The 24,565-nt window shown below is 63.1% G+C and carries 26 protein-coding genes; 8 read left to right on the forward strand and 18 right to left on the reverse strand.

Annotation, left to right across the window (positions count from 1 at the left end; genetic code table 11):
- Positions 1 to 2 precede the first annotated feature (2 nt).
- From moaD to OHD62_RS20785, 4 genes are all read right to left on the reverse strand, one after another.
- Complete coding sequence (gene moaD, locus OHD62_RS20770) at positions 3 to 260, reverse strand: molybdopterin converting factor subunit 1 (protein ID WP_263785930.1); 258 nt, start codon at positions 258 to 260, stop codon at positions 3 to 5.
- Position 261: 1 nt separating this feature from the next.
- Positions 262 to 858, reverse strand: coding sequence for a CDP-diacylglycerol--glycerol-3-phosphate 3-phosphatidyltransferase (gene pgsA / locus OHD62_RS20775; protein ID WP_263785933.1), 597 nt, complete (start codon positions 856 to 858; stop codon positions 262 to 264).
- Positions 859 to 1,016: 158 nt separating this feature from the next.
- Positions 1,017 to 3,080: an excinuclease ABC subunit UvrC gene (gene uvrC / locus OHD62_RS20780; RefSeq protein ID WP_263785935.1), complete on the reverse strand. Its 2,064-nt coding sequence runs from the start codon at positions 3,078 to 3,080 to the stop codon at positions 1,017 to 1,019.
- Positions 3,077 to 3,841: an SDR family oxidoreductase gene (locus OHD62_RS20785; RefSeq protein ID WP_263785938.1), complete on the reverse strand. Its 765-nt coding sequence runs from the start codon at positions 3,839 to 3,841 to the stop codon at positions 3,077 to 3,079. Before OHD62_RS20785 ends, uvrC begins: the two co-directional genes overlap by 4 nt.
- 410 nt (positions 3,842 to 4,251) lie before the next feature.
- Between OHD62_RS20785 and OHD62_RS20790 the strand changes: the two genes are divergently transcribed.
- Positions 4,252 to 4,902: an outer membrane protein gene (locus tag OHD62_RS20790; RefSeq protein ID WP_263785940.1), complete on the forward strand. Its 651-nt coding sequence runs from the start codon at positions 4,252 to 4,254 to the stop codon at positions 4,900 to 4,902.
- A gap of 86 nt (positions 4,903 to 4,988) precedes the next feature.
- Here the strand turns inward: OHD62_RS20790 and OHD62_RS20795 are convergent, their stop codons facing one another.
- The gene (locus tag OHD62_RS20795) at positions 4,989 to 5,594 is read right to left on the reverse strand and encodes a Pr6Pr family membrane protein (protein WP_263785942.1); all 606 of its coding nucleotides are present in this window, start codon (positions 5,592 to 5,594) and stop codon (positions 4,989 to 4,991) included.
- Positions 5,595 to 5,897: 303 nt separating this feature from the next.
- Between OHD62_RS20795 and OHD62_RS20800 the strand changes: the two genes are divergently transcribed.
- From OHD62_RS20800 to OHD62_RS20820, 5 genes are all read left to right on the forward strand, one after another.
- Positions 5,898 to 6,830, forward strand: coding sequence for a sugar ABC transporter substrate-binding protein (locus tag OHD62_RS20800; protein WP_263785944.1), 933 nt, complete (start codon positions 5,898 to 5,900; stop codon positions 6,828 to 6,830).
- 67 nt (positions 6,831 to 6,897) lie between these two features.
- On the forward strand, positions 6,898 to 7,953 hold the full coding sequence (locus tag OHD62_RS20805) for an ABC transporter permease (protein WP_263785946.1): 1,056 nt from the start codon (positions 6,898 to 6,900) through the stop codon (positions 7,951 to 7,953).
- A 3-nt stretch (positions 7,954 to 7,956) separates the two neighbouring features.
- Positions 7,957 to 8,745 carry an ATP-binding cassette domain-containing protein gene (locus tag OHD62_RS20810; protein ID WP_263785948.1) on the forward strand — a complete coding sequence of 263 codons (789 nt, stop codon included), beginning with the start codon at positions 7,957 to 7,959 and terminating at the stop codon, positions 8,743 to 8,745.
- Positions 8,742 to 9,701, forward strand: a complete 960-nt coding sequence (locus tag OHD62_RS20815; protein ID WP_263785950.1) for a cyclase family protein — start codon at positions 8,742 to 8,744, stop codon at positions 9,699 to 9,701. The genes OHD62_RS20810 and OHD62_RS20815 overlap by 4 nt, the downstream gene beginning before the upstream one ends.
- Positions 9,702 to 9,726: 25 nt before the next feature.
- Positions 9,727 to 11,205, forward strand: a complete 1,479-nt coding sequence (locus OHD62_RS20820) for an amidase (RefSeq protein ID WP_263785952.1) — start codon at positions 9,727 to 9,729, stop codon at positions 11,203 to 11,205.
- 201 nt (positions 11,206 to 11,406) lie between these two features.
- Here the strand turns inward: OHD62_RS20820 and OHD62_RS20825 are convergent, their stop codons facing one another.
- The 3 genes from OHD62_RS20825 to OHD62_RS20835 form a co-directional block, all read right to left on the reverse strand.
- Positions 11,407 to 12,678 carry an ROK family protein gene (locus OHD62_RS20825; RefSeq protein WP_263785954.1) on the reverse strand — a complete coding sequence of 424 codons (1,272 nt, stop codon included), beginning with the start codon at positions 12,676 to 12,678 and terminating at the stop codon, positions 11,407 to 11,409.
- Positions 12,679 to 12,833: 155 nt separating this feature from the next.
- The gene (locus OHD62_RS20830; protein WP_263785956.1) at positions 12,834 to 13,262 is read right to left on the reverse strand and encodes a GFA family protein; all 429 of its coding nucleotides are present in this window, start codon (positions 13,260 to 13,262) and stop codon (positions 12,834 to 12,836) included.
- Positions 13,263 to 13,602: 340 nt separating this feature from the next.
- Positions 13,603 to 14,199 (reverse strand): glutathione S-transferase family protein, encoded by a 597-nt coding sequence (locus OHD62_RS20835; protein ID WP_263785958.1) that lies wholly within the window; start codon positions 14,197 to 14,199, stop codon positions 13,603 to 13,605.
- A gap of 331 nt (positions 14,200 to 14,530) precedes the next feature.
- Here OHD62_RS20835 and OHD62_RS20840 point away from each other — a divergent pair, with 331 nt between their 5' ends.
- Positions 14,531 to 14,908 (forward strand): hypothetical protein, encoded by a 378-nt coding sequence (locus OHD62_RS20840; protein WP_263785960.1) that lies wholly within the window; start codon positions 14,531 to 14,533, stop codon positions 14,906 to 14,908.
- A gap of 542 nt (positions 14,909 to 15,450) precedes the next feature.
- On the opposite strand, the gene OHD62_RS20845 is transcribed toward OHD62_RS20840, so the two are convergent.
- Positions 15,451 to 16,008, reverse strand: coding sequence for a DinB family protein (locus tag OHD62_RS20845; RefSeq protein ID WP_263785962.1), 558 nt, complete (start codon positions 16,006 to 16,008; stop codon positions 15,451 to 15,453).
- Between the two features lie 114 nt (positions 16,009 to 16,122).
- On the opposite strand from OHD62_RS20845, the gene OHD62_RS20850 reads away from it, so the two are divergent.
- The gene (locus OHD62_RS20850) at positions 16,123 to 16,716 is read left to right on the forward strand and encodes a TetR/AcrR family transcriptional regulator (RefSeq protein WP_263786832.1); all 594 of its coding nucleotides are present in this window, start codon (positions 16,123 to 16,125) and stop codon (positions 16,714 to 16,716) included.
- 31 nt (positions 16,717 to 16,747) lie between these two features.
- Here the strand turns inward: OHD62_RS20850 and OHD62_RS20855 are convergent, their stop codons facing one another.
- From OHD62_RS20855 to OHD62_RS20895, 9 genes are all read right to left on the reverse strand, one after another.
- Positions 16,748 to 17,584, reverse strand: coding sequence for a DMT family transporter (locus OHD62_RS20855; protein ID WP_263785964.1), 837 nt, complete (start codon positions 17,582 to 17,584; stop codon positions 16,748 to 16,750).
- Positions 17,581 to 18,156, reverse strand: a complete 576-nt coding sequence (locus tag OHD62_RS20860) for a TetR/AcrR family transcriptional regulator (RefSeq protein WP_263785966.1) — start codon at positions 18,154 to 18,156, stop codon at positions 17,581 to 17,583. Before OHD62_RS20860 ends, OHD62_RS20855 begins: the two co-directional genes overlap by 4 nt.
- Before the next feature lie 142 nt (positions 18,157 to 18,298).
- Positions 18,299 to 18,751: a hypothetical protein gene (locus OHD62_RS20865; RefSeq protein WP_263785968.1), complete on the reverse strand. Its 453-nt coding sequence runs from the start codon at positions 18,749 to 18,751 to the stop codon at positions 18,299 to 18,301.
- Between the two features lie 128 nt (positions 18,752 to 18,879).
- On the reverse strand, positions 18,880 to 19,743 hold the full coding sequence (locus OHD62_RS20870) for a 23S rRNA (adenine(2030)-N(6))-methyltransferase RlmJ (RefSeq protein ID WP_263785970.1): 864 nt from the start codon (positions 19,741 to 19,743) through the stop codon (positions 18,880 to 18,882).
- 104 nt (positions 19,744 to 19,847) lie between these two features.
- On the reverse strand, positions 19,848 to 20,471 hold the full coding sequence (locus OHD62_RS20875) for a hypothetical protein (RefSeq protein ID WP_263785971.1): 624 nt from the start codon (positions 20,469 to 20,471) through the stop codon (positions 19,848 to 19,850).
- A 38-nt stretch (positions 20,472 to 20,509) separates the two neighbouring features.
- A complete protein-coding gene (locus OHD62_RS20880) occupies positions 20,510 to 20,959 on the reverse strand; it encodes a DNA polymerase III subunit chi (RefSeq protein WP_263785973.1) in 450 nt (149 codons plus the stop codon).
- Between the two features lie 167 nt (positions 20,960 to 21,126).
- Complete coding sequence (locus OHD62_RS20885; protein WP_263785975.1) at positions 21,127 to 22,638, reverse strand: leucyl aminopeptidase; 1,512 nt, start codon at positions 22,636 to 22,638, stop codon at positions 21,127 to 21,129.
- A gap of 178 nt (positions 22,639 to 22,816) precedes the next feature.
- Positions 22,817 to 23,194: a VOC family protein gene (locus OHD62_RS20890; RefSeq protein ID WP_263785977.1), complete on the reverse strand. Its 378-nt coding sequence runs from the start codon at positions 23,192 to 23,194 to the stop codon at positions 22,817 to 22,819.
- 94 nt (positions 23,195 to 23,288) lie between these two features.
- The gene (locus OHD62_RS20895; RefSeq protein ID WP_263785979.1) at positions 23,289 to 24,458 is read right to left on the reverse strand and encodes a flavin-containing monooxygenase; all 1,170 of its coding nucleotides are present in this window, start codon (positions 24,456 to 24,458) and stop codon (positions 23,289 to 23,291) included.
- Between the last annotated feature and the right edge of the window lie 107 nt (positions 24,459 to 24,565).

A 24,565-nucleotide genomic window follows, 5' to 3' on the forward strand; every position in this document is an offset into this window, starting at 1 on the left:
GTTCAGCCTCCGGTCATCGGCGGGAACAGAGCTATCTCGCGCGCGCCTGATATCTTCTCGCGATGCTCGACATGTTCCTGGTTGATGGCGACACGGATTACATCAGGATATTGCAGCGCATGCTCATATTCCTCGCCGCGCGATTTCAGCCAGCGAAGCAAGTCGGCGACCGTCTCGATGCCATCAGGCAGTTCGACATCCTCCTCCGGCTTGCCGATCCGCTCGCGCACCCAGGCGAAATAGATGAGACGCGTCGACATGCTACTCGTCCATGATGTGCTTGAGGCCGGCACGGAAATAATCATAGCCGGTGTAGAGCGTGACCAGCGCCGCGATCCACAGCAGCACCAGCCCCGTCTGGGTGGTGAGCGGGAAGATCTTGTCGCCGGCCGGCCCGGCAAGCAGGAAGGCGATAGCGACCATCTGGATGGTGGTCTTCCATTTTGCCAGTTGCGTCACCGGCACCGAGACCTTCAGTGCCGCCAGATATTCACGCAGGCCCGAGACCAGGATCTCGCGGCACAGGATGATGATCGCCGCCCACAGCGACCAGCCGGCGATGCCGGCGTGGCGGTCGGTGTCGGCGGCAAGCAGCAGCAGGCAGGTGGCGACCAGCAATTTGTCGGCGATCGGGTCGAGCATCTTGCCGATATTGGAGGTCTGTTGCCAGGCGCGCGCCAGATAGCCGTCGAAATAATCGGTGATGGACGCCAGCAGGAAAATGATCAGCGCCGACCAGCGGGCGAAGTCACTCGACTTCAGATGCCCCTCGAGAAAGAAGCACAGCACAACCAGCGGCACCGCGATAATGCGGGCGTAGGTGAGCATATTGGGCAGGTTGAACGCGCGCTGGGCCATATTTTTGGGACTCTTTCTGCCTGCGTACTCAAATCAGAAGCGAATGTGGGGGGTCAACTGGCGATAGTCGATGGGCCAGCCGAAAATAGCTGGCAAACGCCTTAAAGTGCGATGCATGTCGTTGTCCCAAAACCGCTGCCCACTTTTGGCGACATGCATCAACTCTCGTGAAAATGATTGTACACCAGCTTCGCGACCTGTTCGGAAATACCGTCGACCTTGACCAGATCCTCAACCGCGGCCCGGCTGACCGCCTTGGCGGTGCCAAAATGCAGGAGCAGCGCGCGCTTGCGGCCGGGACCGATGCCGCTGATCTCGTCGAGCGGGCTCTTGACCATCTCCTTCTTGCGGCGCGCGCGATGCGAACCGATCGCAAAGCGGTGGACCTCGTCGCGCAGCCGCTGGACGAAGTAGAGGACGGGATCGCGCACGGGCAGTGAAAACGAATCCCTGCCCTTGACGAAGAAGCGCTCGCGGCCGGCATCGCGGTCCTGGCCCTTGGCGATGCCGATCGCCACGACCCGATCCTCAATGCTGAGATCGGCGAGGATCTTGCGCACCGCCGTCATCTGGCCCTGGCCGCCGTCGATGAGGATAACGTCGGGCCAGGCCGGGAAACCGCTGACGCCCTCGATGTCGTCCTCCGCCTCGCCCTCGGTTTCGGCGCTTCGCGGTGTATCGCCATGTTCCTTCAGCAGCCTGGAGAAGCGCCGCTCCATCACCTCGCGCATCATGCCGAAATCATCGCCCGGCGTGATCTCGGTCGAGCGGATGTTGAATTTCCGATACTGGTTCTTGACGAAGCCTTCCGGTCCGGCAACGACCATGGCGCCGACAGCGTTGGTGCCCATGATGTGCGAGTTGTCGTAGACCTCGATGCGCACCGGCGGTTTTGCCAGACCGAAGGTCTCGGCGAAACCGGTAAGCAGCCTCCCTTGAGTCGACGTCTCGGCCAGCCGGCGGCCGAGCGCCTCGCGGGCATTCTGCAGCGCATTGTCGGTCAGGTCCTTCTTCTCGCCGCGCTGCGGCACCGAGATCGACACTTTGCGGCCGGCGCGGGTGGAAAGCGCCTCGGCCAGCAGCTCCTGCTCCTCGACGGCGTGCGAGAGCAATATGGCGCGCGGCGTCGGCTTGTCGTCATAGAACTGCGCCAGGAACGAGCCCAGCACCTCGGCTGCCTCTAGTGCCGGATCGGCTTTGGGAAAATAGGCACGGTTGCCCCAGTTCTGGCCGGTGCGGAAGAAGAACACCTGGATACAAACCTGGCCGCCCTCCTGATGGATGGCGAAAACGTCGGCTTCGTCCACCGTTTGCGGGTTGATGCCCTGGTGGCTCTGCACATGCGAAAGTGCCGCCAGCCGGTCGCGATAGATGGCGGCGCGTTCGAAATCGAGGTTCTCCGATGCCTGCTGCATGGCGGCGGAGATTTCCGTCTTCACCTTCTGGCTGCGGCCGGAGAGAAAATCCTTGGCCTCGGCGACCAGCTCGGCATAGTCGGTGTGCGAGATCTCGCCGGTGCATGGCCCGGCGCAGCGCTTGATCTGGTAGAGCAGGCAGGGCCGGGTGCGGTTTTCATAGAACGAGTTGGTGCAGCTCCTCAGCAGGAAGGCGCGCTGCAGCGAATTGATGGTTCGGCCGACGGCGCCCGCGGAAGCGAACGGGCCGAAATAGTCGCCCTTGCGCGAGCGCGCGCCGCGATGCTTGTAGATGCCGGGCGAGACATGGTCGCCGGTCAAGAGGATGTAAGGGAACGACTTGTCGTCCCGCATCAGCACATTGAATCGTGGCCGCAAGCGCTTGATAAGATTGGCTTCAAGCAGCAGCGCTTCGATCTCGGTGCGGGTGACGACGAATTCCATCGTCGCGGTCTCGCGCACCATGCGGCCGATGCGGCTGGTGTGGAAACGGCCTTGCGCGTAGTTGGTCACCCGCTTCTTCAAGCTGCGGGCCTTGCCGACATAAAGCACGTCGCCGGCTGCGTTCATCATGCGGTAGACACCGGGCGCATTGGGCAGCCGCTTGACCAGCGTCTGGATGACCTCGGCGCCGACCATACCGTCGGCATCGCCGGCATGCGGCGTCCAGTCGATGGCGGTAAAGGCCACATCCGGGCCAGCGGGCGCGACGATCTCCTCGGCCGCCTCTTCCTCAAGGTCGATTTCCGGGGGCAGGTCGTCGGCGGCGCCGCTGCGCGGTCTATGCTTTTGGTCTACGGGACTCATTCCACCATGCCTGTCACATCGGGCGTCTGCCATGCAAGATGCTGGCCGCCATCGAGCGCAATCATCTGGCCGGTGACCGAGCGCGCCGCCCAGAGATAGCGGATGGTAGCGCCGAATTCCGGCAATTCCGGGCCGCGTTTCAGGATCAGGCCGGCGACCTGCTTGTCGAAATCATGGTCTTCCTGGCGCGTGTTCTTCAGCGTCGGGCCGGGGCCGATGGCATTGACGCGGATGCGCGGTCCCAGCGCCTGCGCCAGCATCTGCGTCTGCGTCCACAGCGTCGACTTCGACAGCGCGTAGGAGAAGTAGCGCGGAGTCGGTCGCCAGACGCGCTGGTCGATCACGTTGACGATCAGTCCCTCCTGCCCGTGCGGCAAGGCGCGGGCGAAGGTCTGCGCCAGCAACGCCGGCGCCTTGACGTGTATGGCAAAGTGCCTATCCCAGGCAGGCCAGTCGAAATCCTGAACCGCATCGTCCACGAATAGCGAGGCGTTGTTGACCAGCAGCGTAACCGGCCCGAGTGCGGCTTCGGCGCGACCGATCAGGTCGCCGACCGCTTCCACGTCGGTCAGGTCGGCAGCTACCACCGCGGCGCGGCCATTCTGGCCCTTGATCTTTTCCGCCAGCGCCTCCGCCTCGGCCCGCGAGCGGTTGCAGTGAATGGCTACGGCAAAACCGTTTGCCGCCAGATCCTCGACAATTGCCTTGCCGATCCGCTTGCCTCCACCCGTTACCAGCGCCGTTCCCGCGGCCTTGTTCATCCTGTCAATCCTTAATCGGGGCTCGAATTTCAGCCCGCCGGCAAAATATGGCCGGCCAAGGGTTAAATGCCGTTCGTACCTTGGGCAGCATTGTGGCAAAGCGGCTGTATCGGCCTTTCGACTCTGGCCGGGACTCGGCCTGCCGGACCGCAATATAGGGCGATGGACCCCTTGCACCAAGCGGTGTGCAGCGCAGCATGGCAAAGCCTCCTGACACCATCTGTTGCGCAGATGCAACGTCAAGTTTCAGCCTCATTCGTGCCCGGTAATGACCCAAGTTCAGGTTCGCTTCAGCCGCATTTTGACACGACATTTGGAACCGTAGAGCGCCAGATCCGTTTATCCCCCCGGACGGGTTGAGGGCGCTCGTGAAAGCAAGCCTGTGCCTGTGGCTTAAGGAGTAAAGAACAATGCAAGCCAATCTTAAATTCGCGCGACCGCTGGCGGTAGCGCTTGGGCTCTTCGCCCTCAGTGGAACCGCCTATGCCGCGGACGTCGTTTCAGAAGAGCCGCCGGCACCCGCCCCGGTCGCCGAACTTCCCGTTGCCTCCTGGGCCGGTCCCTATGCCGGTCTGAGCGTCGGCTACGGCTTCAGCGGCCATGCCGATGCCGAGGATGTCGGCGTCGACGTTGGCACCAAGGGCTTTGTCGGCGGTGTCTTCGGCGGCTATCAGTGGCAGCAGGAGAACTTCGTCTACGGTGCTGAAGCCGATCTCGGCTACACCGACGTCAAGGGCGACGATGCTGGCATCGAGTCCAAGGGTGGCTTCGAAGGTTCGCTCCGCGCTCGTCTCGGCTACGCCGTCACCCCGGAGATCCTGCTCTACGGCACCGCCGGTGGTGCGCTCAGGAATCAGAAGATCGAAGCTGCTGGCATCAGCGACACCAACACCATGCTCGGCTGGACGGCCGGTCTCGGTACCGACATCAAGATCACCGACAACGTGTTCGGCCGTGTCGAGTATCGCTACACCGATTTCGGCGACAAGGACTTCGACGGTATCGGCAAGGTCAAGTCGACCGACAACCGCGTCACCTTCGGCGTCGGTATGAAGTTCTAAGTCGTTCAAGCCACGACACGAAAAAGCCGGGCCTCGCGCCCGGCTTTTTTTCGCCCGGCACCCGCCCAATCCGCCCATCGGTGCGGTCACGCGCGATCTCGAGGCCAGCGTCGAGCCAGCATTCGGTCAACCAGGACCAGGATCTCGGCTGCTGCAACGAAACCGAGGGCGATCACGACGGCGTTCGACATGACCCCGGCCCAGCCATTCACGGACACATCTATGAATGGGTAAGCGTATTTGCCTTCAGCGACACCACGAGCCAGGGCATAGGCGAGATACGCCACGGGATAGAGCGCCCAAAAAAACGGATCGCGCCCCGAGAGCGTTCCCTTTCGCGTGAACAGCAGCCAGAACAATAAGACAAGAACCGGGTTGAGCTGATGGAGCAGAAAGTCTGCTTCGGCCGTGGCGCCGGCCAGGGTGCGCAGCCCCTGAAGCAGCGTCGCGAAAATCACACCGACCAGGGCCATCACGGCGGCCATCCCAGCTACCAGCCTTGGTTGATCGAAACGCTCCCCGAGAAGGGCAATGGCTGCGAATACAACGGCGACAAAACCGTTGGTGAGGATCGTGAAATATCCAATCAACACCCATAGCGAGCCGAGCATCGAGGCGCCGCCCTTCATCAAGGTGCTGAGCTCAAAACCAACGCCAGCGCAAGCGGACAGACAAATGATCAGGGCAAACAAGCGCCGTATCAAATCGCCCTCTCCGTCGGCTCACCTTTGAGAAGGTCACGATAAGACTGGCTGGGAACGACTGTCGACCAAAATGCCCCTCGGATCACCGCTTCCAGCCTCGCCGGACGGCCCGACGTTTCAGCCTCCCCAAGCGTGCTGAAATTAGCCGTTGCGCCCCGATATGGCCTGTGTCTATAGTTAGTACGTGGCTCGCACGAACAAACAGTTCAACCTGTGACGACCCCTTCAGTCGGAAACTGAGATGCGGTCAGGCTGTGAGCCGGAACACTCGATCAACAGGGGATATGCACAGTGAACCGCTTTCAGAAATTCTCGACCGCGGCGCTTGTCGCGGCATCCTTCGCGCCGGCCGCATTTGCAGCTGACGACAAGCTGACGATCGGCATCGTCACCTTCTCGACCTCCGATGTCGACACCAACCAGATGGTCGACACCATGACCAAGCAAGCCCAGTCCAAAGGCTGGACGGTGGAAACGCTCAATGCCAATGGCGATCCCTCGCAGGCGATCACCAGCATCAAGCAGCTGGCGACCAAGAAGGTGAGCGCCATTATCGTCACGGTGTTCGATTCGACCGGTCTCGCCGCCGGGCTGCAGGCCGCGGCGGATGCAAAGATCCCGGTGCTTTCGGCCGGCGGCGGCATGGCCGACGGTATCGCACTTTCGGCAAGCACGGGTGCGGCGCCGCCGCTGCTCGAATTGATGCTGAAGGACATCGGCTACACCGGGACAGTGCTCGATCTCACCTATCATCCCGGCATCCCGTGCCGCGAGCGCGCCGACGCCTTCGACGCTGCGGTCAAGGCCAATCCGGGGCTCCAGGCGACCTCGCACGAGATCAGCATCCCCGGTGCTGCCGAATCCTCTCAGGCAGCGACCAGCGCCTGGCTTGCCGCCAATGCCAACGCCAAGGGGCCGTTCGCGATATTCAACTGCTATGACGACAACGCCATGGGCGCTATCGCGGCGCTGAAGCAGAACGGCCGCAGCGACGTGAAGGTCTATTCGTTCAACGCCACCGCACCCGCCGTGCAAGCGGTCAAGGACGGCACTATGACCGCCACGCTCGGCGTCGACCTGACCTCGGCCGGCAAGATGCTGGTCGATCAGATTCCCGATATATTGTCCGCCGGCGACAAGTGGCAGCCAAAATCCTTCGTGCCGGGCTACACGCTCGTCACCAAGGAGAATGTCGACCAGTTCATGAAGGACAATCCGCAGTAAGCTCTACAGATTGCGGATCTGGTCGGGGCCTGCCCGGCCAGATCGAAGTCCAATCATGAGAGCCGCCATGCCTGCTGACCGTTCCCTGCCCGAAACCTCCGCTCCGGCAGAGGCAGACCGCGCCTTGCCGTCAACGCAGGCCGGGTATCCATCCCCCGGCGCCCGCGAACGGCGTGCCATGTTGATGCGCCTGCTCGGCACCTACGGCACCATTATCGTGCTGGGATCGATGCTGCTGATCTTCTCGGTGCTGCAACCGGGAACTTTCGCCACGATCGGCAATTTCCGCAACATCATCAACGACATGGCGATCGGCACCATTGTCGCGGCCGGCCTCACCGTGCCGCTGGTGGCAGGCGATTTCGACCTCAGCATCGGCTATGTCGCGAGCTTCTGCGGGCTGCTCGTTGTCGGGCTGCTGAGCTATGGCGGCCTGTCGATCCCGGTCGCCATCATCCTTGTCGTCGGCCTCGGCACGCTGATCGGCATCGTCAACGGCATCGTCGTTTCCAAGATCGGCGTGAACGCTTTCATTGCCACGCTCGGCACCGGCACCATCGTCGTCGGGCTGAACTACGCCTATTCGGGCGGGATTCCGCTGCAGCTCACACAGAGCCGGGAATTCACCGGCATCGCCATCGGCCGGATCGCCGGAGTGCCGCATCTGGTCATCATCATGGCCGCGGTGCTGGCGCTGCTATGGGTGATCCTCAACCGCACGGTTCAAGGCCAGCACATCAAGGCGATCGGCGTCAGCCCGGAATCGGCGCGCCGCGCCGGTGTCGCCGTCGACCGCAGCCGCATTGTCGCCTTCGCCATCGCCAGCACATGTGCTGCCGTCGGCGGCGTGCTGATGGCCTCCAATCTCGGCTCCGGCCAGGTGACTGCCGGCGACGGCTTCATGCTGACCTCGTTCTCGGCCGCTTTCCTAGGCTCGGCGGCGTTGCGCGAGGGTCAGTTCCACATACTCGGCACCCTAATCGGCGTGCTGACGGTGGCTGTTGGCAACAATGGTCTGGCCATGATCGGCGCGCCGATCTTCACCCAGTTCCTGTTCACCGGTTGCCTGCTCGTCGTCGCGGTGGCGCTCGGCGGCATCGGCCGCCGCTACGCGCGGGGTTAGGCCATGACAAAACTGCTCAGCCTGCGCCACATCTGCCGCAGCTTCGGCGGCATCCAGGCGCTCGACAATGTTTCGCTTGACGTTGCCAAGGGCGACATCGTCGGCCTGGTCGGCGACAATGGCGCCGGCAAGTCGACGCTGATCAAGATCCTGGCCGGCGCGCATGATCCGACGTCCGGCGAGGTGGTTCTCGAAGGCCAGCCGCGCAGACTGTCGCCGCCGGCCGAGGCGCAACGGCTCGGCATCGAGACGGTCTACCAGGATCTGTCGCTGATCGGCACCTTCACCGCGGCGGAGAATTTCTTCCTCGGGCGCGAGCTCGCGCTTGGTCGCGGCCCTGCCCTGCTGCGCTGGATTCGCCTGAAGTCGATGGGCGACACCGCGATGCGCGGTCTCGAGGAACTCAACATCGACATTCCCGGTGTGCGCAGCAAGACGGTCGAGCGCATGTCGGGCGGCCAGCGCCAGTTGGTGGCGATCGCGCGCGGCGCCTTCTGGGGGCATAAGCTGCTGTTGCTCGACGAGCCGACGGCGGCCCTTGGCGTGCGCGAATCGCGCGAGGTGCTCGACCTCATCAGGCGGCTGGGCGCCAAAGGGCTGACCATCGTCATGGTCACCCATAATCTCGATCACCTCTGGCAGGTCTGCAACCGCGTCGTGGTGATGCGCCGGGGCCGCAAGGCCGCCGATCTCCCGAGCGCCGCCACCAATATGGAAGAGGTTGTCGCCTACATCACCGGCGCCAAGGAAGCGATGCCGTCCCTCGCCGCCACGCTGGAGGCCGGCGCATGAGTGGAAACAGCGCAATGACGCTCAGCCGGCTACTGGCCGATGCGCCCAACCGTTGGGGGCACTGGGGCGCCGACGACGAGATCGGCGCCCTCAACTATCTGACATCGGACGAGGTCAAGCGCGGACTCTCTACAGTGCGGCACGGCCGCACCTTCACGCTCGGCGTGCCGATCGCCACCCATGAAGGCGATGCGGTGTTTCCCGGCCGCTGGCCGGCCAAACATTTCATGGTTGCCGACAAGGCCGGCTTCGAGAATGGCCATTGGCAGCCGCTGGCCGGCGGCCTCGAATTCGCCGACGACTATGTCACCGGCTTCGCGCAGACCGGCACCCATTGCGACGCGCTGGGCCACATGTGGTTCGACGACACGCTGTGGAACGGATTCCCAGCCAGCAGCACCAATGGCGGCATGACCAGGGCCGGCATCATGCCGATCGCCGAGCGCGGCATCGTCGGCCGCGGCGTGCTGCTGGACATCGCCCGCTTCCGCGGCAAAGCTGCGCTGGAGCGCGCCGAAACCTTTACGCATCACGACCTGATGGAATGCGCGCGGGCGCAAGGCGTCGACATTCTGCCGCGTAGCATCCTTCTTGTCCGCACCGGCTGGGTCGGCGCGCTGGCGGCGGGACACCAGAAAGTTGGCGACGACTACTGGGAGCCGGGCCTGACCTTCAGCCTCGATCTGGTGCGCTGGTTCGACGAGATGCAGATCCCCAGCCTGGTCACAGATACGCTGGCCAATGAGACCACCTATGAGCCGGAGACCGGGCTGACGCTGGTGCTGCACGCGGCGCTGATGCGCAATCTCGGCATCGTCTTCACCGAAATGGCGTCGCTGGATGCGCTGGCCGCCGATTGCGCCGCTGACCGCCGCTACGAAGGTTTCTACTGCGCGAGCCCGGCCAAGGTCAGCAAAGGCACGGGTGGCTCGGCAAATCCAGTGTTCATCAAATAGAACTCAACAAGACGGAATGACTTCCATGACTTCTGCAGACGACCAGCTCTGTTTCCTGCCGGCCACCGAACTGGCCAAGCGCATCCGGCGGCGCGACCTGTCGCCGGTCGAGGTGACGGAGGCGTATCTGCGCCGTATCGAGGCGCGCAATCCGGTCGTCAACGCCTACACGCTGGTGCTTGGCGACGAAGCGATGGATGCCGCGCGCGTCGCCGAAAAGGCGGTGATTTCAGGCATTCCGCTCGGGCCGCTGCACGGCGTGCCGGTCGGCATCAAGGATCTCGACGACGTCGCCGGCGTGCCGACCTCGATGGGATCGCGGGCGGTGCACAACCGGGTGCCGAAAGACAGTGCCACAGCGGTCGAGCGGCTGCTCGATGCCGGCGCCATCGTGCTCGGCAAGACCAACACGCCAGAGTTCGGCCACAAGGGCATCACCGACAATTTGCGCTTCGGGCCGACCAGCACGCCCTTCGCCATCGGCTACAATTCCGGTGGCTCGTCCGGCGGGAGTGCTGCGGCGGTGGCCGACGGCATGGCGGCGCTGGCGCAAGGCACGGATGGCGGCGGCTCGGTGCGCATCCCGGCCTCGTTCAGCGGCACCGTCGGCTTCAAGCCTTCCTTCGGCCGCATCCCCTCCGTAACGCGTCCCGACGGCTTCTTGTGGGGGCACCCGCTGGTCCATATCGGACCGCTCGCCCGCACCGTCGCGGACGCGGCGCTGATGACCAAGATCATGGCCGGACCGCACAGCCGCGATCCGTTCAGCCTGCCTGACGATGGCGTCGATTATGTCGGCGCGGTCAGCGGGCCGGCACGAAAGCCGCGGGTCGCCTACAGCCCGCGCCTCGGCAATTTCCCGGTCCACCCCGATGTCGCCGCGGTTGTTGCCAACGCGGTCGACGTCATGCGGCAGAACGGCATCGAGGTCGACGAGGTCGAACCCGATTTCAAGGCGGATCACAAGGAGCTGGCGGCGCTCTGGGTGCGCACGATCTCGATCCACTATGCGGCGATCGCCGTATACTGGAAACAGGAAGGCATCGATCTGATGGGCGAGCATGCGGCGGCACTGACGCCGCAGTTCCTCGCCATGCTGGAGGGCGCCTACAAGGTGTCGGCGGTTGAGCACGCACTCGACGACCTGCTGCGCACCGGCGTCTATGACGGCCTTCAGGATCTGCTCGAGACCCATGACCTGATCGTCTCGCCGACGCTGGCCATTCCACCGGTCAAAAACGCCACAGACGGCAACACGATCGGCCCGACCTCGATCAATGGCGAGGCGGTCGATCCGCTGATCGGCTGGTGCATGACCTACCCGATCAACTACACCGGCCATCCGGCGATCTCGGTGCCGGCCGGGCTGACGGCACAGGGCCTGCCTGTTGGGCTGCAAATCATTGGGCGACGACACGCCGATGCGAACGTGCTCAATATGGCCGCGCGCTTCGAGCGCATGCAGCCGTGGTTTCAGAGCTATCCGGGGCTGAAGGGGCGGTAGGAGCCGATCTCCCCCCTCGAGGGGGAGATGTTGCCGAAGGCGACAGAGGGGGTCGCTGCGCGTAAAACGCCGGCGCCTTCCACGACGACAGAGGGTGTCGGCGATCTATGCGAGACGACCCCCTCTGGCCTGCCGGCCATCTCCCCCTCAAGGGGGGAGATTACGCACTCGGCCGTTTTCGCCAATCACCAGACCGACACTCTAAATCGGCAGCTGCAGCAATTCCGAAATGACCAGCCCCGCCGCGCCCAGCAGCGCCGCCCCATCACCGGCATCCCCTGCAATGAATTCGATCGCACCGCCTGGCCGCGCCGGGACCATGGCGCGGACGTGGCCGGCAATCGCCTCCAGCAGGCGGTCGCCGCCGAGCACCACATCGCCATGCAGGATGAAGATGTTGGGCGCCACCGTCTGCTGCAGATTGGCGATGCCGACGGCGACGTTGCGGGCGTAGCGGTCGAGCAGCTCGGCAGCCCCCGGCAATCGGTGCTGCGCCATATCGACGAGGCGGGCTGAGTCAATCCGATCCGGCTCTGGCAAGGCCGCGCGGCTGGCCTCGCGCCGCAGCCAGCTCAATGTGGCGATAGTGTCCCAGCAGCCGCGCCTGCCGCAGCGGCAAAGCTCGCCGTCGAGCTGCACGAAAGTGTGGCCGAGTTCGCCCCCTGCCCCGGCAGTGCCACGGTAGAGATGGCCGTCGAAATAGAGCGCGCCGCCCAGCACTTCGCCGGTATAGACGACGGCGAACTGCCTGACGCCGCGCCCGGCGCCGAACCAGCGGTCGCCGACCAGCAAGGCACGGGGATGGTGGTCGAGCTTGACCGGCAGGCCGAAGCGGCGGCCGAGATCGTCGGCGAGCGGATAGCGGTCGAGAGCCGGCGCCAGGTTGACGGTGACGATCGATCCGCGATCGGTGTCGACCATGCCGCCGACGCCGACGCCGATGCCGAAAGGTGTGCGTCGCGCCTTGGCGAGCGTATCGCCGACGCATTCGGCAATGGTTTCGATGATCGGCCCAACCGGTCCCCTGCCGTCCGGCAACGCCATCTTGCGCTCCGCTTCGATCTTGCCGTCGAGCGTCGCCACGCAGGCATGAACGGCGTCCGGCATCAAAAGCACGCCGCAGATTGGACGGGCATTGGGCGAGAACCACAGCGGCCGCGCCGGCTTGCCGCCGCCGGGATTGGCGGGGATCGGGTCGCTCTCGACCAGCACCTGGTCGTCGATCAACGGCTGCACGATGCCGGAAATGGTGGTGCGATTGACGCCGGCAAGCCGCGCCAGATCGGCGCGGCTGGTGGGGCCGAGATCGAACAGCGCCTGCAGCACGCGGCCGCGATTGGTCGAGCCGACCATCGAGGAGGACAGCAGAGCCTTGCGGGGGCGCCCCGCCTTTTCCGTGCTAGCACCATCGCCAGGCGGCGTGAACGCTGCGTTGCGTGCGCCGTTCGGGCTGTCGTCGTCGGTTATGTTCATTGCTGGATTTTCACACCGCCACTCTCAAAAAACCTTTCTAGCCCAGGAGCTTGCTGGTTTCGAGAACTTTGTGCGAGACGGCAACAAACTCGCCGCCAAGTGATGCGTACTTGCCCGCGCGAGCTTCGCTGCCGTCTCGGCGCCTCGCCCGGACCTCAGAGTGTCTCGGCAGATGGGTGGACCGACGGATTTTGCTGGAAACCGTCATGGGTCGGAATCGATGTCAGCCGCTCGAGCCATTTCGCTCGCGAGCGCATGACGACCTGCGCATCCGGCCGGTAGTCGCCCGGATCAGTCATCGTGGCGGCGTGAACATGAATCTCGGTGGGCCATTTGTCGAAGCGGAAATAGAGCCTTGAGCCGCAGGACGGGCAAAAACCGCGAAATGTGTTGGGGCTGCTCTCGTAATGCACGATGTCGCCAGTCCAGCTCAGATGCTCCGGCTTCATCCCCAGGAAGGCCGTGAAGGGAGAGGACGTGGCGCGCTGGCAATCGGCGCAGTGACAGACCAGATTGCGCGTGAGTTGCCCGGAATATGTCCAGGCGACCGCCCCACACATGCAATGCCCCGCCAGAAATGCCATTGCTTCCTCCTGCGTGCCCCGATGCAGTGCAATATAGGTCGCGCGATCAGCTCAGCCGCGTCGCTTTGCGACATTGTTCGATCTCAAGTTGGAGGCGAGGTGCGAACTGCCAATCTCCCCCTTGCGAGGGAGATGGCCGGCAGGACAGAGGGGGGTGCGAAGGAACTCGGCCTCCGTCCCCAGCACTCTTGTTTTGAGCTATGCGCGGAGATGCTACCCAACGGACAGGTTGGCGGGACAGCACCCCCCTCTGCCCTGCCGGGCATCTCCCCCGCAAGGGGAGAGATTGGACGTCACTCCGGCTTTCGCCAATCACCAACGTCGAAGACTAACTCGTTGCTCAGCCCGGAATCGCCGGCTTCAGCTCGGGAAATTTCTCATCAAAACGTGCCGCCCAGCGGATCAGCCGGCTGCGGCCCTTCTCCCATTTTCCGGCAAAGCGCAGCGCGAGATAACCGAGGCAGACGCGCAGCGCTATCTGGCCGGTGTTGATCTTCTTCGGCAGCTTCGGCGGATTGGCGTTGAGCAGATCGAGTGCTGCGGCGATCTTTGCCCACTGGCGGTCGAGCCAGGGCTGGTAGACCACGTCTTCAGGTCGGTAACGCCGCTCATAGACCATCGACAGGGCGCAGTCGCAGATGCCGTCGGCCAGCGCCTCCAGCACTTCAGCTTCAAGGCGCTTGTCGGGATTGCGCGGCAACAGCGCGTTCTTCGACACCCGGTTGAGATGCTGGGTGATGGCGCGGCTGTCGTGGATCGAGCGGCCATCGTCCAGTACCAGCACCGGAATCTTGCCAAGCGGATTGGCGCCGATCAACTCGGCCGGCTTGTCCTCGGTCTTGACGGGCACGAGATCGATGGCGATGCCGGCATAAAGTGCCGCCATGCGCACCTTGGAGCTATAGGGGGAAGTGGACGCATAGAGCAGCTTTGGCATGATCGGTTTCCTGTTTTGCGGACAGTGCGTTTTTACCGCTCGCCGATGACGAAGCAACGGCCACCAACGGGAAAACAAGCCGCCAGAGGCGACATCAATCGTGAGCGTGATCCACGTTGAGACGCAAAAAAAGCCCCACCGGACTTCGCCGCGTGGCGAAGTCCTGGGAGCTGCGAAAGATACCTCCGCCCTCTTTTCGAGCGCCACAATACCGAAGCGCAGAGCGCGGCGCCTTGACGGCATCCGCCCTCATATGTTCCGGCATTGTCCCCGGCGCGCTAAGTGACGCGACTACTTCTTCGCGGCCTTGGCCTTGGCAGGCGCTGCCTTCTTGGCGGCAGGTGCTGCTTTCTTCACCGGCGCTGAAGACTTCGCCGCGGCTGCCTTTAGCGGAGCCTTGGCCTTTGCCGGCGCTGCCTTCTTGGCGGCGGGCTTTGCCGCTGCCTTTGCAGCCGGCTTCTTAGCCGGTGCCGGCTTCTTTGCCGGTGCTGCCTTCTTCACTGCCGGTTTTGCCGCGGCTTTTGCGGCCGGCTTCTTGGCCGGTGCAGCTTTTGCCTTAGGCTTGGCAGCAGGTGCTGCTTTCTTAACCGCAGTTGCCGCTTTCGCCGCCGCTGCCTTTGCTGGTGCTTTCTTTGCCGGTGCCTTGGATGCCGGCGCTTTGGATGACGTCTTAGCCATGCGATGCCCCTTGCGTTGTGCCGGCCATTAGTGACCCGGCTTGTCATGCATATCTGACTCGCGCGTGTCTAGCCAGCGAAGCATTACAATGATTTTCGCAGCTTAAATTTTGGTTACGTCATGCGCACCACCATGCAGATTGTCGCAAAAATCCATCTGGCATCTTCGACCCGGCAGTGAAATTCTGCGACGGAAATTCTCCGCGCTCTATCTTGGTCGGTCTCATCGAGAAGCGCAGGAACTTTTTCGAACGGCCTCCACCGCAGACATCGGCTGCTGGTCGCGACGACCATGAAGAGCTGCAACGCAGCTCACTTCGTCTTGACCAACGCGGCAAACTACAGGCGTGGATAGAAACAACACGACGAGTGCCGCCGCATCACCTTGCGCGATGAAAGTGAGCTTTTAGCTCACATTTTTCGAGATCGGGATTTTTGCTTTCGACAGTGGAGTTGACAATGCAAACATTGGCAATCGTCAGTCAGTCGAGCACCGATGCATCGGTCGGAAATCGGAATCTATTTTTATTTTGTGATCTTTTAGATTCGGAAATAAATAAGCGTATTCAAAGTGTTATAGTGTGCGTGGTATATCCATTTGCATGAACGTCGCTCTAGTCGGCTCGGCCTGCCGCCGGCGTGAAGGCTCGGCCCGATGGAGGTGGACTGCGAAAGTGTCCCATGGCGGCGTAATGGAAAGCTGCGCCAGGATACGGCCGATCTCGCCACGATGATAGCCACCGTGGAGAGCAACATGCATCAACATTTCCTGGCGCGACATCGACCCCTTGTCTCCGTCGGTAAACACGAAAGGCACAAGTTCCGATAGCTGTTCCGGCGAGACGATTTCGAGATAGTCCAGGTACCAGCGATCCGACTCGGCGACTGCCACGCGCAATTCGGCGAGCGCCGGTGTGTCCGCCGTGTTGTCAGTGTCATAGCTGTGGCTCTCGCCGATGAGATGCGCCGAAAATATCCGCGACACCACATGGCAATGACTGATCAGCCGTATCGCGGCGTGCCGTTCTTCATTGTGCACATGCTGATCCAGGCTCGCGATTTTCTCCAGCAATTCGTCGTTGGCCCAGGCCTGATAGGCAAAGAGGCTGCGAAGCAAGATCAAGGCGCTCATGATTCGTTTTCCTTCTGATCCGGAAAATGTGAGTATGTTGTTTATATTTTCATGTTTGTATTTTCACGGGGACAAGCAAACGTGTCTACTCGCATCGCAAAATCGCGTCCGCGCATGCGCAAGCAGCCGCGCCAGGCGCGCTCGATCGCGACCGTCGAAGCAATCATCGAAGCCGGTGCTCATATTCTGAGCGAGCTTGGCTGGACCGGCTTCACCACCAACAAGGTGGCAGAGGCGGCCGGCGTCAGCATCGGCTCGCTCTATCAATATTTCCCCGACAAGCTGGCCTTGGTCGAGGCGATCCGGCGCCGCCATTTCGATCACGTGCTGTCGGTCATCAGCGAAGCGGCAGCAGACGAGAAACCGCTCAGGCAATTTGCGCGTGAGCTGGTCCGCGGCATGATCGCGGCGCATAGCATCCACCCGACGCTGCACCAGGTGCTGCTCGACGAGGCGCCGGGCGATCGCGGCTCGCGGGCCGCCCATGCCGCGTTCCAGTCCCGCTATCTCGATTGCTACACTGCTGCCGTGGCGCAGTATCGCCGACGCAGGAAAGACAACGAGACCGTGGCACGGGTACTGTCATCGGCGGTCGAGGGTGTGATCCACAATGCGGCACGCCGGGGCATGCTGGATGCTGCCGACCTGCAGAGGCAGCTCGTCGAATTGGTCTCGGCCTACTTGTCCGGCGCGGGCCGGACTGCGTGAACAGTATGGTGCAATCGAATCTTTTTCGCCGTTACACCTGATAGCCGAGGCAGATGGCGCCGAGCGCGACGACGGCGCAAGCACCGACGCGCCTCGGCGTCAGTGCCTCGCCGAGGAACAGCCTGCCGATGAAAGCGGCGAAGACGACGCTGGTTTCACGGATCGCGGTGATCGGGCCGGCCGGCCCGAGCGCGAAGGCGGCGACGACGACGCCATAGGCGAGCAGCGCGAACAGTCCGCCGCCAAGCGCCTTCCAGGTTTCCGGCGCGCCAAAATCGACGGCAAGCTTACCGCGCAAGGCGACGAAGGTCGCCGGCAGCAAGGCGCCGTAGAGCACCAGAACCCAGGCCGTATAGGCGCCGCTGTCGGCCGCCGCGCGAACGCCGATCGCATCGACCGTCGCATAGGCGGCGATGATCGCGCCGGTCGCCAGCGCGTAGAGGATCGATGTCGTCGACGCCCTTCCCCTGCCTAGTGAAAGCGCCATGATGCCGCCGGCCACGAGCGCAACGCCGAGGATCTCCGGCATGGTGAGTTGCTGGCCGGCCAGAAAATACCCGCCGAGCGTGACCAACAGCGGCACGCTGCCGCGAACGATCGGATAGACCTGCCCCAGTTCGCCATATCTGTAGGCGGCCACCAGGAAGACGCTGTAGCCGACCTGCAGGCCGGCCGAGAGCACGACATAGGGCCAGGCGGCTGCTGCCGGAAGCGCATGGAAAAGTACGAAGGGGATGGCGACCAGCGTGCTGGAAAAGCTCATGACGGTGACCGTCCACAACCTGTCGGCGCCGGTCCGCAGGAAGGCGTTCCAGCTGGCATGCAGAATGGCCGCGAACAGCGCAAGCGCAATGACAGTCGTGCTCATTGCGGTGTGCGCGCGCTGGCGATGATGGCGGCGGCCGCCTTGCGGGCACCATCGATGGCGGGCTGCCCCATCTGCGCCATCAGCGTCGCGCCCTCGATCAGCATCAGCAGCGCCGCCGCAGCGCTCTCGGCTGCACCGGGCGGCATCATTTCCTCTAGGATCGACTGCATGCGCCGCTTGAGGCCGTTCTTCTGCCTGGCGACAGCCTTGAACACCGGATGGCCTGGATCGCCGAACTCGGCCAGCGCATGTGCGAACAGACAGCCGTGGAAATCGGGGCTGCGAAACCAGCGCTCGTGCCAGTCGAAGATTTTTCCGATCTTCTGCTCGGGCGTGGCGACCTCTTGCGCGAGGCGGTCGAGCTGGCGCTCGAAACGTTGGGCGCGATGCTCCAGCACCTCGACGATCAGCTCGTCCTTGCTCGGAAAATGGCGATACATCGTCATCTTGGCGATGTCGGCTTCGGCGATGATCCGGTCGATGCCGGTGGCGTGGAAGCCGTCGCGTTTGAACAGTGCATAGGCGGTGTCAACGACATGCTGACGTTTGCCGGAAGCAGATGACGGTGCCATGGTCTCTCTCGCCTAGTGATGAGACAGGTCTGTCTCATATCTATGCGACGGATCGCGCCGACTGTCAACACGCCGAAAGAAGCCTGCGGCGATGGCGCCGCAGGCTATAGAGAGGAATTAAATTAGGAGGGGAACGTCGCGCTCAGCGCAGGACGCGGCAGCGGCCGTTATAGACCAGCCAGCGGTCGAAGCCCGAGACGCAGAATTCGACATTGTCGCCGATCGAGGCGAAGCCCTGCCCTTCCTCGATCAGGTACCAGATGGTGCGGGCGCGGCCGTCGGACAGGCTGACAATGGCACCGCAATAGCGGCGGCCGATCGGCCAGGTTTCATCGGCCGGCAGGTAGCGGTGCTGGTGAATGCGCTGGAAATCGACGATTTCGACATCGGGCAGATGCGGCACGTGATGCACCTGATAGCTGAAGCGGTTGGTGATCTTTTTCAGCACCCAGTCCTCGCCGCAGACGCTGCCGTCGTCGTCGGAATAGACGCCAAGGTCGGCCGCGTGCACGGCCTGTGTGACGCCAAGCGACGTGCCGAGCGGTGTGCAAAGGGCAATCAGTGCGGCAAGGGCGGATCTGGCGAAGCGAGTCATGGCAGCCTCTTATGGTCAACTGCGCGCACTGTGCGGATTCGCTCGGCGGCGGTCAAGCGGTTGCGGCGGTGATGGTTTCCCAGTTTGAAACTATCTTTAACCGAGGCAGTCGCGCGCCTCTGTCGTCTCTACGCCTCCCCCGCCAGCCACTCCAGCCTCCAGTCCGCCGGCTTTTCGACGGCCAGCAGCCGGTGCAGGACCGGCAGCACAATGCGCAATTCGCCTTCCAGCGTGAATGGCGGGTTGACCACCACCATGCCGCTGCCATCGAGGCTGGGTTCGGCCGATGCGGGTTTGATCTCGAAGTCTATGTCGAGCAGCTTCGGGATGCCGGATTGCTTGAGCGCCTTCCTGAAGGCGATTACCGCCTTGCGGTCCTTCACCGGATACCACAGCGCATAGATGCCGCCGGGCCAACGCTTGTGCGCCTTTTGCAGCCCGTCGACGAGCCGGCCGAACTCGCCCTGCTCCTCGAAGGGCGGATCGATAAGCACGAGACCGCGCTTTTCCTTGGGCGGCAGATGCGCGCCGAGCGCCAGCCAGCCGTCAAGCTCGATCACCCTTGTCTGGAAGTCGCCGGCAAACAGCGCTTTCAGCTTCGCCGCATCGTCTTGGTGCAGCTCGACCGCCGACAGCCGGTCCTGCTTGCGCATGAGCTGCCTGGCGATCAGCGGCGAGCCCGGATATTTTTTCAACCCGCCATCAGGACCGCCCTGCGGATTGAGCAAACGGACCACATCGAGATAAGGAGCCAGCAGCGCCGCCGCCTTCGCGTCGAGCGAGGCATCAATCAGCCGGCCGATGCCGCCTTGCCATTCGCCGGTCTTCTGCGCTTCCGTCGATGACAGATCGTAGCGGCCGATACCGGCATGAGTGTCGATGACGCGGAATGCCTTGTCCTTCTGTTTCAGATATTCGACGAGCCGGCTCAGCACGACATGTTTGACGACATCAGCGAAGTTTCCGGCATGATAGGCGTGACGGTAGTTCATCTACCTAGAGCCTGTTCCATCCCGATGGAATCGGGAGGGGTTCTATCTCTTTGTTTGAGCATGATCTTCTCCGAAAACCGGATTCCACTTTTCGGGATCATGCTCTAGCTCGACGAACCGTTGCGGCCCCAGCGCGGCGGTGGCGGCTGCGAGTTCGGATTTTGCGGCCGGCGGCCGCCGCCGAAGCGAAACGCCAGCACCAGCCCGATCAGCCCGACCGCCATCAGCGAGAAGCCGACCGGCTGCGCCCGTCGATCGACCTCGCCGGCGCCGGCGCGCAGCACGAGGTCCACGGCGCGCATGGGGATGTCCTCGGCGTCGCCGGGACCGACCGTGAAGGTGTAAGGACCGGGACTGAGCGTCTGGATCACGCCCGCCTCATCGCGAAAGATCTTGTCCGCCGATTGCGGGCTGGGCTGGCGCGGATTTTCGGAATGGTTGAACGCAAGCGTCGAGGCAAGCACGGTCCGGCCGCCGCCGGCGGCGGTCAATGTCAGCACGGTGCGCTGTTGCGAAACGACGATGCGCTCGGCCCTCGCGGTTAGATCGACCAGCACCCTGACCGGGGCATCGCTTTCGGCAAGCGGCACCGTCACCGGCTTGAACCGGCCCTGCTCATAGACCCGCCAGGTGCCGATCTCATGGCCGGAGAAATTGCTTATCGTCCAGGGATAGACGATGCCAATGCCAATGCCGGCGAGCAGGAACAGAAGAAACAGAAAGCGCATCGTTCATTCCATGGGATATGGTTGTGAGCAGCCGCGCGTCACGCCTTGCGTTCCCAGCGCCGGTCTGATGTCTGCTGCCAGTAGGTCACCGTGTGGCCGGCGTCCTTCATCGTCTTCCAGTGCGTGCGTGCCGCTTCGACCTGGGCTGCATCGTGGCCGTCGAACAGGAACACGGCGCGTTCATAGCCGGCAAGTTCGGGCGGCGCCGCGCCATCGACGAGGAAGCGGATCTGCGCCTCATTCGGATTTTCCTGACCCGTGGTCAGAAGGATCGGCTGCTCGGCGGGATAGGCTTCGCGGTCGGTTGCATGCGCCAGGAACGAATCGTCGCGGAACGTCCACAAATGCTGGTCCAGTACATCACGCCGCTCCTCGGTGCCGGTCTGCACCACGGCGCGCCAACCGCGATCGACGCTGCGCTCGAGCAGGCCGGGAAGCGCATCCTCCAGCGTCGATTCGGTCAGGTGATAGAACAGAACGTCAGACATGATCGCGCCCTGAAAGGCCTTGGAGACTGTTTGGAACCTCTACTCCGGCGGCCATCTGATGGCGTTTTCTGCGCTTCCGGTGCTCATGGACCCAAATGTCCGCTGCGTAGGCCGGTTCTCGTAACCACCACCATATGACTCGCTGGAGCGACTTTCCAAACAGTCTCTTACCCCTCGTAATTGTCGTGCACCAGCCGGTCGAGCAGCCTGACGCCAAAGCCGGAGCCCCATGACTGGTTGATTTCGCTGGAAGGCGCGCCCATCGCGGTGCCGGCGATGTCGAGATGTGCCCAGGGCGTGTCCTTGACGAAGCGCTGCAGGAACTGCGCCGCGATGATGGCGCCGCCGTAGCGGCCGCCGATATTCTTCATGTCGGCATTTTTCGAATCGATCAGCTTGTCGTATTCGGTGCCGAGCGGCATGCGCCACAGCCTTTCCTGCGTCGCCTGCCCGGCGCTGGTCAGCCTGTCGGCCAGTTCGTCATTGTTGGAGAACAGGCCGGCATAGTGCTGGCCGAGCGCGACCATGATGGCGCCGGTCAGCGTCGCCAGATTGACCATGAATTTCGGCTGGAAACGGTCGTTGCAGTACCAAAGCGCATCGGCCAGAACGAGCCGGCCCTCGGCGTCGGTGTTCAGCACCTCGATGGTCTGGCCGGACATCGAGGTGACGATGTCGCCGGGACGCTGGGCATGGCCGTCGACGGCATTTTCGACCAGTCCGATGACGCCGACGACATTGGCCTTGGCCTTGCGCGAAGCCAGCGCATGCATCAGCCCGGTCACGGCGGCAGCACCGCCCATGTCGCCCTTCATGTCCTCCATGCCGGAGGCCGGCTTCATCGAATTGCCGCCGGTGTCGAAGGTGACGCCCTTGCCGATAAAGGCGACCGGGCTGTCCTTGGCCTTGCCGCCGTTCCACTGCATGACGGCCATGCGGGCGCCGCGCGGCGAGCCTTGCGCAACACCGAGCAGCGAGCCCATGCCGAGCTTCTTCATCTCCTTCTCGGCCAGAATCTCGACTTTGACGCCGAGCGCTTCCAGTTCGCTGGCGCGGGCGGCGAATTCCACCGGGCCAAGCATATTGGCCGGTTCGTTGACCAGATCGCGAGCCAGGAGCACGCCGTCGATCACCGCTAGCTCATCGGCAAAGGCCTTTTTCGCCGCCGCCGGATCGGTGGTGTGGATGGTCACCTTGACCGGCTTTTTGGGCTCGACCTTCTTGCCGTCATGCTGGCCGTCGCCATTGTCCTTTTTCGTCTTGTATTTGTCGAAGGCATAGCTGCGCAGAAGAATACCAGCGGCAAGGTGCGCCGCCTGTCTGCCGCCGGCGGCTGCGCCCGGCAGATCGAGCACGACGGCCGCCTCCGTCGCCTTGCGCAGGGACGCGGCAATCGTGCCGCCAAGCTTCAGCCAACCATAATCGTCGAGCCCCGACACCTTGCCAACGCCGACCGCCACCAGCCGATCGAGCGATGTCCCCTCCGGCGCCAGCACTTCAACCAGGCTGGCGAATTTGCCGGAAAAATCGGCCACCGGAAACGCGCGCTCCAAGGTCTTTGCCGGATCGCACGCCTTTGCCGCCTCGCCGAGGCTGCTATCGTCGGCCACCAGCACGAAGACGCTGCCCTTTTTGGGCGCTGCGAATTTGGCGAAGGCGATCGAAGGTCTCGAAGTCATCATGTCCTGCTTTCGGCGAAAATGCGTTGGGTTTTTGGGAAATGTCCTGACGAAAACCGATATTTGGCCGTTTCCGGCCAGAAGCACCACTTATTTTTCAGATCGTGATCTTGCTGGGGCTATTTGCCGGTTTTTGTCGCGTCGCAGCTCATCTCGACAGGATAGTTCTGTCTTACAATCAGTGAGCGGCTGGTTGAAACAGTTCGATCACATTTCCGGATGGATCTTCGAGCAGGGTCTGAGAGCCGCCGACGCCGGTTATGATATCGTTGCGAAAGACCAGTCCCGCGCTCTTCAGCCGCGCTACCTCTTCCTGCAGATCCGGCACCAGCAACAGCAAGCGGTTCCACCCGCCCGGGACCGGCCGGCGGCCATCCGGCATCGCCCGCGCTCCGGAACTGGCGGGGCCGCTGAGGAGAAGGCGCAGCTGACCGCGCGTGACCGAGGCAAAGGCCGGCCGCGCATCCTGTTCGATGACGAAACCCAGATGTCCCGTGTAGAAGTCGACCGAGGCGGCGACATCATCGACAATATAGCGAATGCTGACTGGCGTCATGACCCAGACCTTTCAGTTCGAGGCGCGTTCTATCAAAGGGCATCCATTGTCGGCAACGCCTCGCACGCGAACCGGCGATCCCGCACGTCGCAAATCATCGTCCCTGGCCGACGATCTGCTGCGCGATCGCCTTGGCCTGGATGCTGGCATTGGCGAAACAACCGCGAATGCTTGGGCGCATGCCGGTGAACCACAGGCCAGGCAATTTCGGGTCAGCCTCGCCGCCATTGAAAAGCGGAACGCCCTTGCCATCGAGGACGCCGAGCCCGCCGACCATTTGTTCGAGCCCGGTGCGGTAGCCGGTCGCCGCGATGACAATATCGGGGGCGATCATCTTGCCATCGCCCAGGATCACGCCGTCGCGGATAAATTCCCGCACAGCCGGCACGACAGCGATCTTGCCGGCCTTGATGGCGCGGACCGCACCCTCGTCGGCGGCGATGGCCGTGTAGTCCGAGGTCAGACGGCTCGCGCCTCCCGAGGGCGCTTTCGGCATGCCGAATTTCGTCAGGTCACCGAAAACCAGGCGCTGCGTTGTGGCCATCACCGCATCGGCGAGCCACAACGGCAGGCGCGCCATGAACGGCGAAAGTCTATGGACGGCGATTTTACCGATGCGCTTGGGCAGGATCGAGGGACCGTTGCGGGCCGACAGCCACATATTCCTGGTCTCTATATTTGCCAGATGGTTGAGCACGTCGAAGCCCGAATTGCCAGCGCCGACCACCAGTACCTTTTTCCCGGCGTAATTTTTGGCTCTGCCAAAATCCGCCGAATGGATGATCCGGCCGGCAAAGTCGCCTGCCCCCTTCCACTCGGGAATGAATGGTTGCCGGTCACGCCCGGTGGCGACGACGACATGGCGCGCCAGCCGCGGCCCTGTATTGGTCTGAACAATCCAGTGGTCGCGCTTGAATGCGATCTCCTCGACAGCCACGCCGAATTCCACCGGCAGGCTGTGCGCCTGGCTGAAATCGTTCAGGTGCCGGATGACGGCGGTCCTGGCGGGGAAAGCAGGAGTGCCTGCGGGATAGCCGGCGCCAGGCAGCGCCGAGAGGTCGCGGTGCGTGTTAAGGTGCAACTGCTCGTGCCGCCGATGCCAGGGTTCGGCAAGCCGGCTTTCCTTTTCCAGGATAATCGTCGGCACACCGGCCTTGATCAGCGCATGGGCGGCTGCCAGGCCGGCAGCACCGGCGCCAATCACGATTGCACCATGCGAGGTCGATGCCTCTTCGGTTTGACCGCGCAATTCTCCAACGTCCATACTTGCACCTGTCGCAAACCACGGCGGCCGCAACCGTGGTCGGCGCGACATTTGGTCGTTTTCCTTTATTTGGCAAGACTTTGCCGGAATCACACCCCATATGGCAC

Origin of the sequence: Mesorhizobium sp. YC-39, assembly GCF_025753795.1 — a bacterium.
Classification (GTDB): domain Bacteria; phylum Pseudomonadota; class Alphaproteobacteria; order Rhizobiales; family Rhizobiaceae; genus Mesorhizobium.

Coding starts and splice junctions, on each gene's coding strand:
- moaD (WP_263785930.1), bottom strand. CDS start 260: ATGTCGACGCGTCTCATCTATTTCGCCTGGGTGCGCGAGCGGATCGGC.
- pgsA (WP_263785933.1), bottom strand. CDS start 858: ATGGCCCAGCGCGCGTTCAACCTGCCCAATATGCTCACCTACGCCCGC.
- uvrC (WP_263785935.1), bottom strand. CDS start 3,080: ATGAGTCCCGTAGACCAAAAGCATAGACCGCGCAGCGGCGCCGCCGAC.
- OHD62_RS20785 (WP_263785938.1), bottom strand. CDS start 3,841: ATGAACAAGGCCGCGGGAACGGCGCTGGTAACGGGTGGAGGCAAGCGG.
- OHD62_RS20790 (WP_263785940.1), top strand. CDS start 4,252: ATGCAAGCCAATCTTAAATTCGCGCGACCGCTGGCGGTAGCGCTTGGG.
- OHD62_RS20805 (WP_263785946.1), top strand. CDS start 6,898: ATGCCTGCTGACCGTTCCCTGCCCGAAACCTCCGCTCCGGCAGAGGCA.
- OHD62_RS20810 (WP_263785948.1), top strand. CDS start 7,957: ATGACAAAACTGCTCAGCCTGCGCCACATCTGCCGCAGCTTCGGCGGC.
- OHD62_RS20815 (WP_263785950.1), top strand. CDS start 8,742: ATGAGTGGAAACAGCGCAATGACGCTCAGCCGGCTACTGGCCGATGCG.
- OHD62_RS20820 (WP_263785952.1), top strand. CDS start 9,727: ATGACTTCTGCAGACGACCAGCTCTGTTTCCTGCCGGCCACCGAACTG.
- OHD62_RS20825 (WP_263785954.1), bottom strand. CDS start 12,678: ATGAACATAACCGACGACGACAGCCCGAACGGCGCACGCAACGCAGCG.
- OHD62_RS20830 (WP_263785956.1), bottom strand. CDS start 13,262: ATGGCATTTCTGGCGGGGCATTGCATGTGTGGGGCGGTCGCCTGGACA.
- OHD62_RS20835 (WP_263785958.1), bottom strand. CDS start 14,199: ATGCCAAAGCTGCTCTATGCGTCCACTTCCCCCTATAGCTCCAAGGTG.
- OHD62_RS20845 (WP_263785962.1), bottom strand. CDS start 16,008: ATGAGCGCCTTGATCTTGCTTCGCAGCCTCTTTGCCTATCAGGCCTGG.
- OHD62_RS20850 (WP_263786832.1), top strand. CDS start 16,123: ATGCGCAAGCAGCCGCGCCAGGCGCGCTCGATCGCGACCGTCGAAGCA.
- OHD62_RS20855 (WP_263785964.1), bottom strand. CDS start 17,584: ATGAGCACGACTGTCATTGCGCTTGCGCTGTTCGCGGCCATTCTGCAT.
- OHD62_RS20860 (WP_263785966.1), bottom strand. CDS start 18,156: ATGGCACCGTCATCTGCTTCCGGCAAACGTCAGCATGTCGTTGACACC.
- OHD62_RS20865 (WP_263785968.1), bottom strand. CDS start 18,751: ATGACTCGCTTCGCCAGATCCGCCCTTGCCGCACTGATTGCCCTTTGC.
- OHD62_RS20870 (WP_263785970.1), bottom strand. CDS start 19,743: ATGAACTACCGTCACGCCTATCATGCCGGAAACTTCGCTGATGTCGTC.
- OHD62_RS20875 (WP_263785971.1), bottom strand. CDS start 20,471: ATGCGCTTTCTGTTTCTTCTGTTCCTGCTCGCCGGCATTGGCATTGGC.
- OHD62_RS20880 (WP_263785973.1), bottom strand. CDS start 20,959: ATGTCTGACGTTCTGTTCTATCACCTGACCGAATCGACGCTGGAGGAT.
- OHD62_RS20885 (WP_263785975.1), bottom strand. CDS start 22,638: ATGACTTCGAGACCTTCGATCGCCTTCGCCAAATTCGCAGCGCCCAAA.
- OHD62_RS20890 (WP_263785977.1), bottom strand. CDS start 23,194: ATGACGCCAGTCAGCATTCGCTATATTGTCGATGATGTCGCCGCCTCG.
- OHD62_RS20895 (WP_263785979.1), bottom strand. CDS start 24,458: ATGGACGTTGGAGAATTGCGCGGTCAAACCGAAGAGGCATCGACCTCG.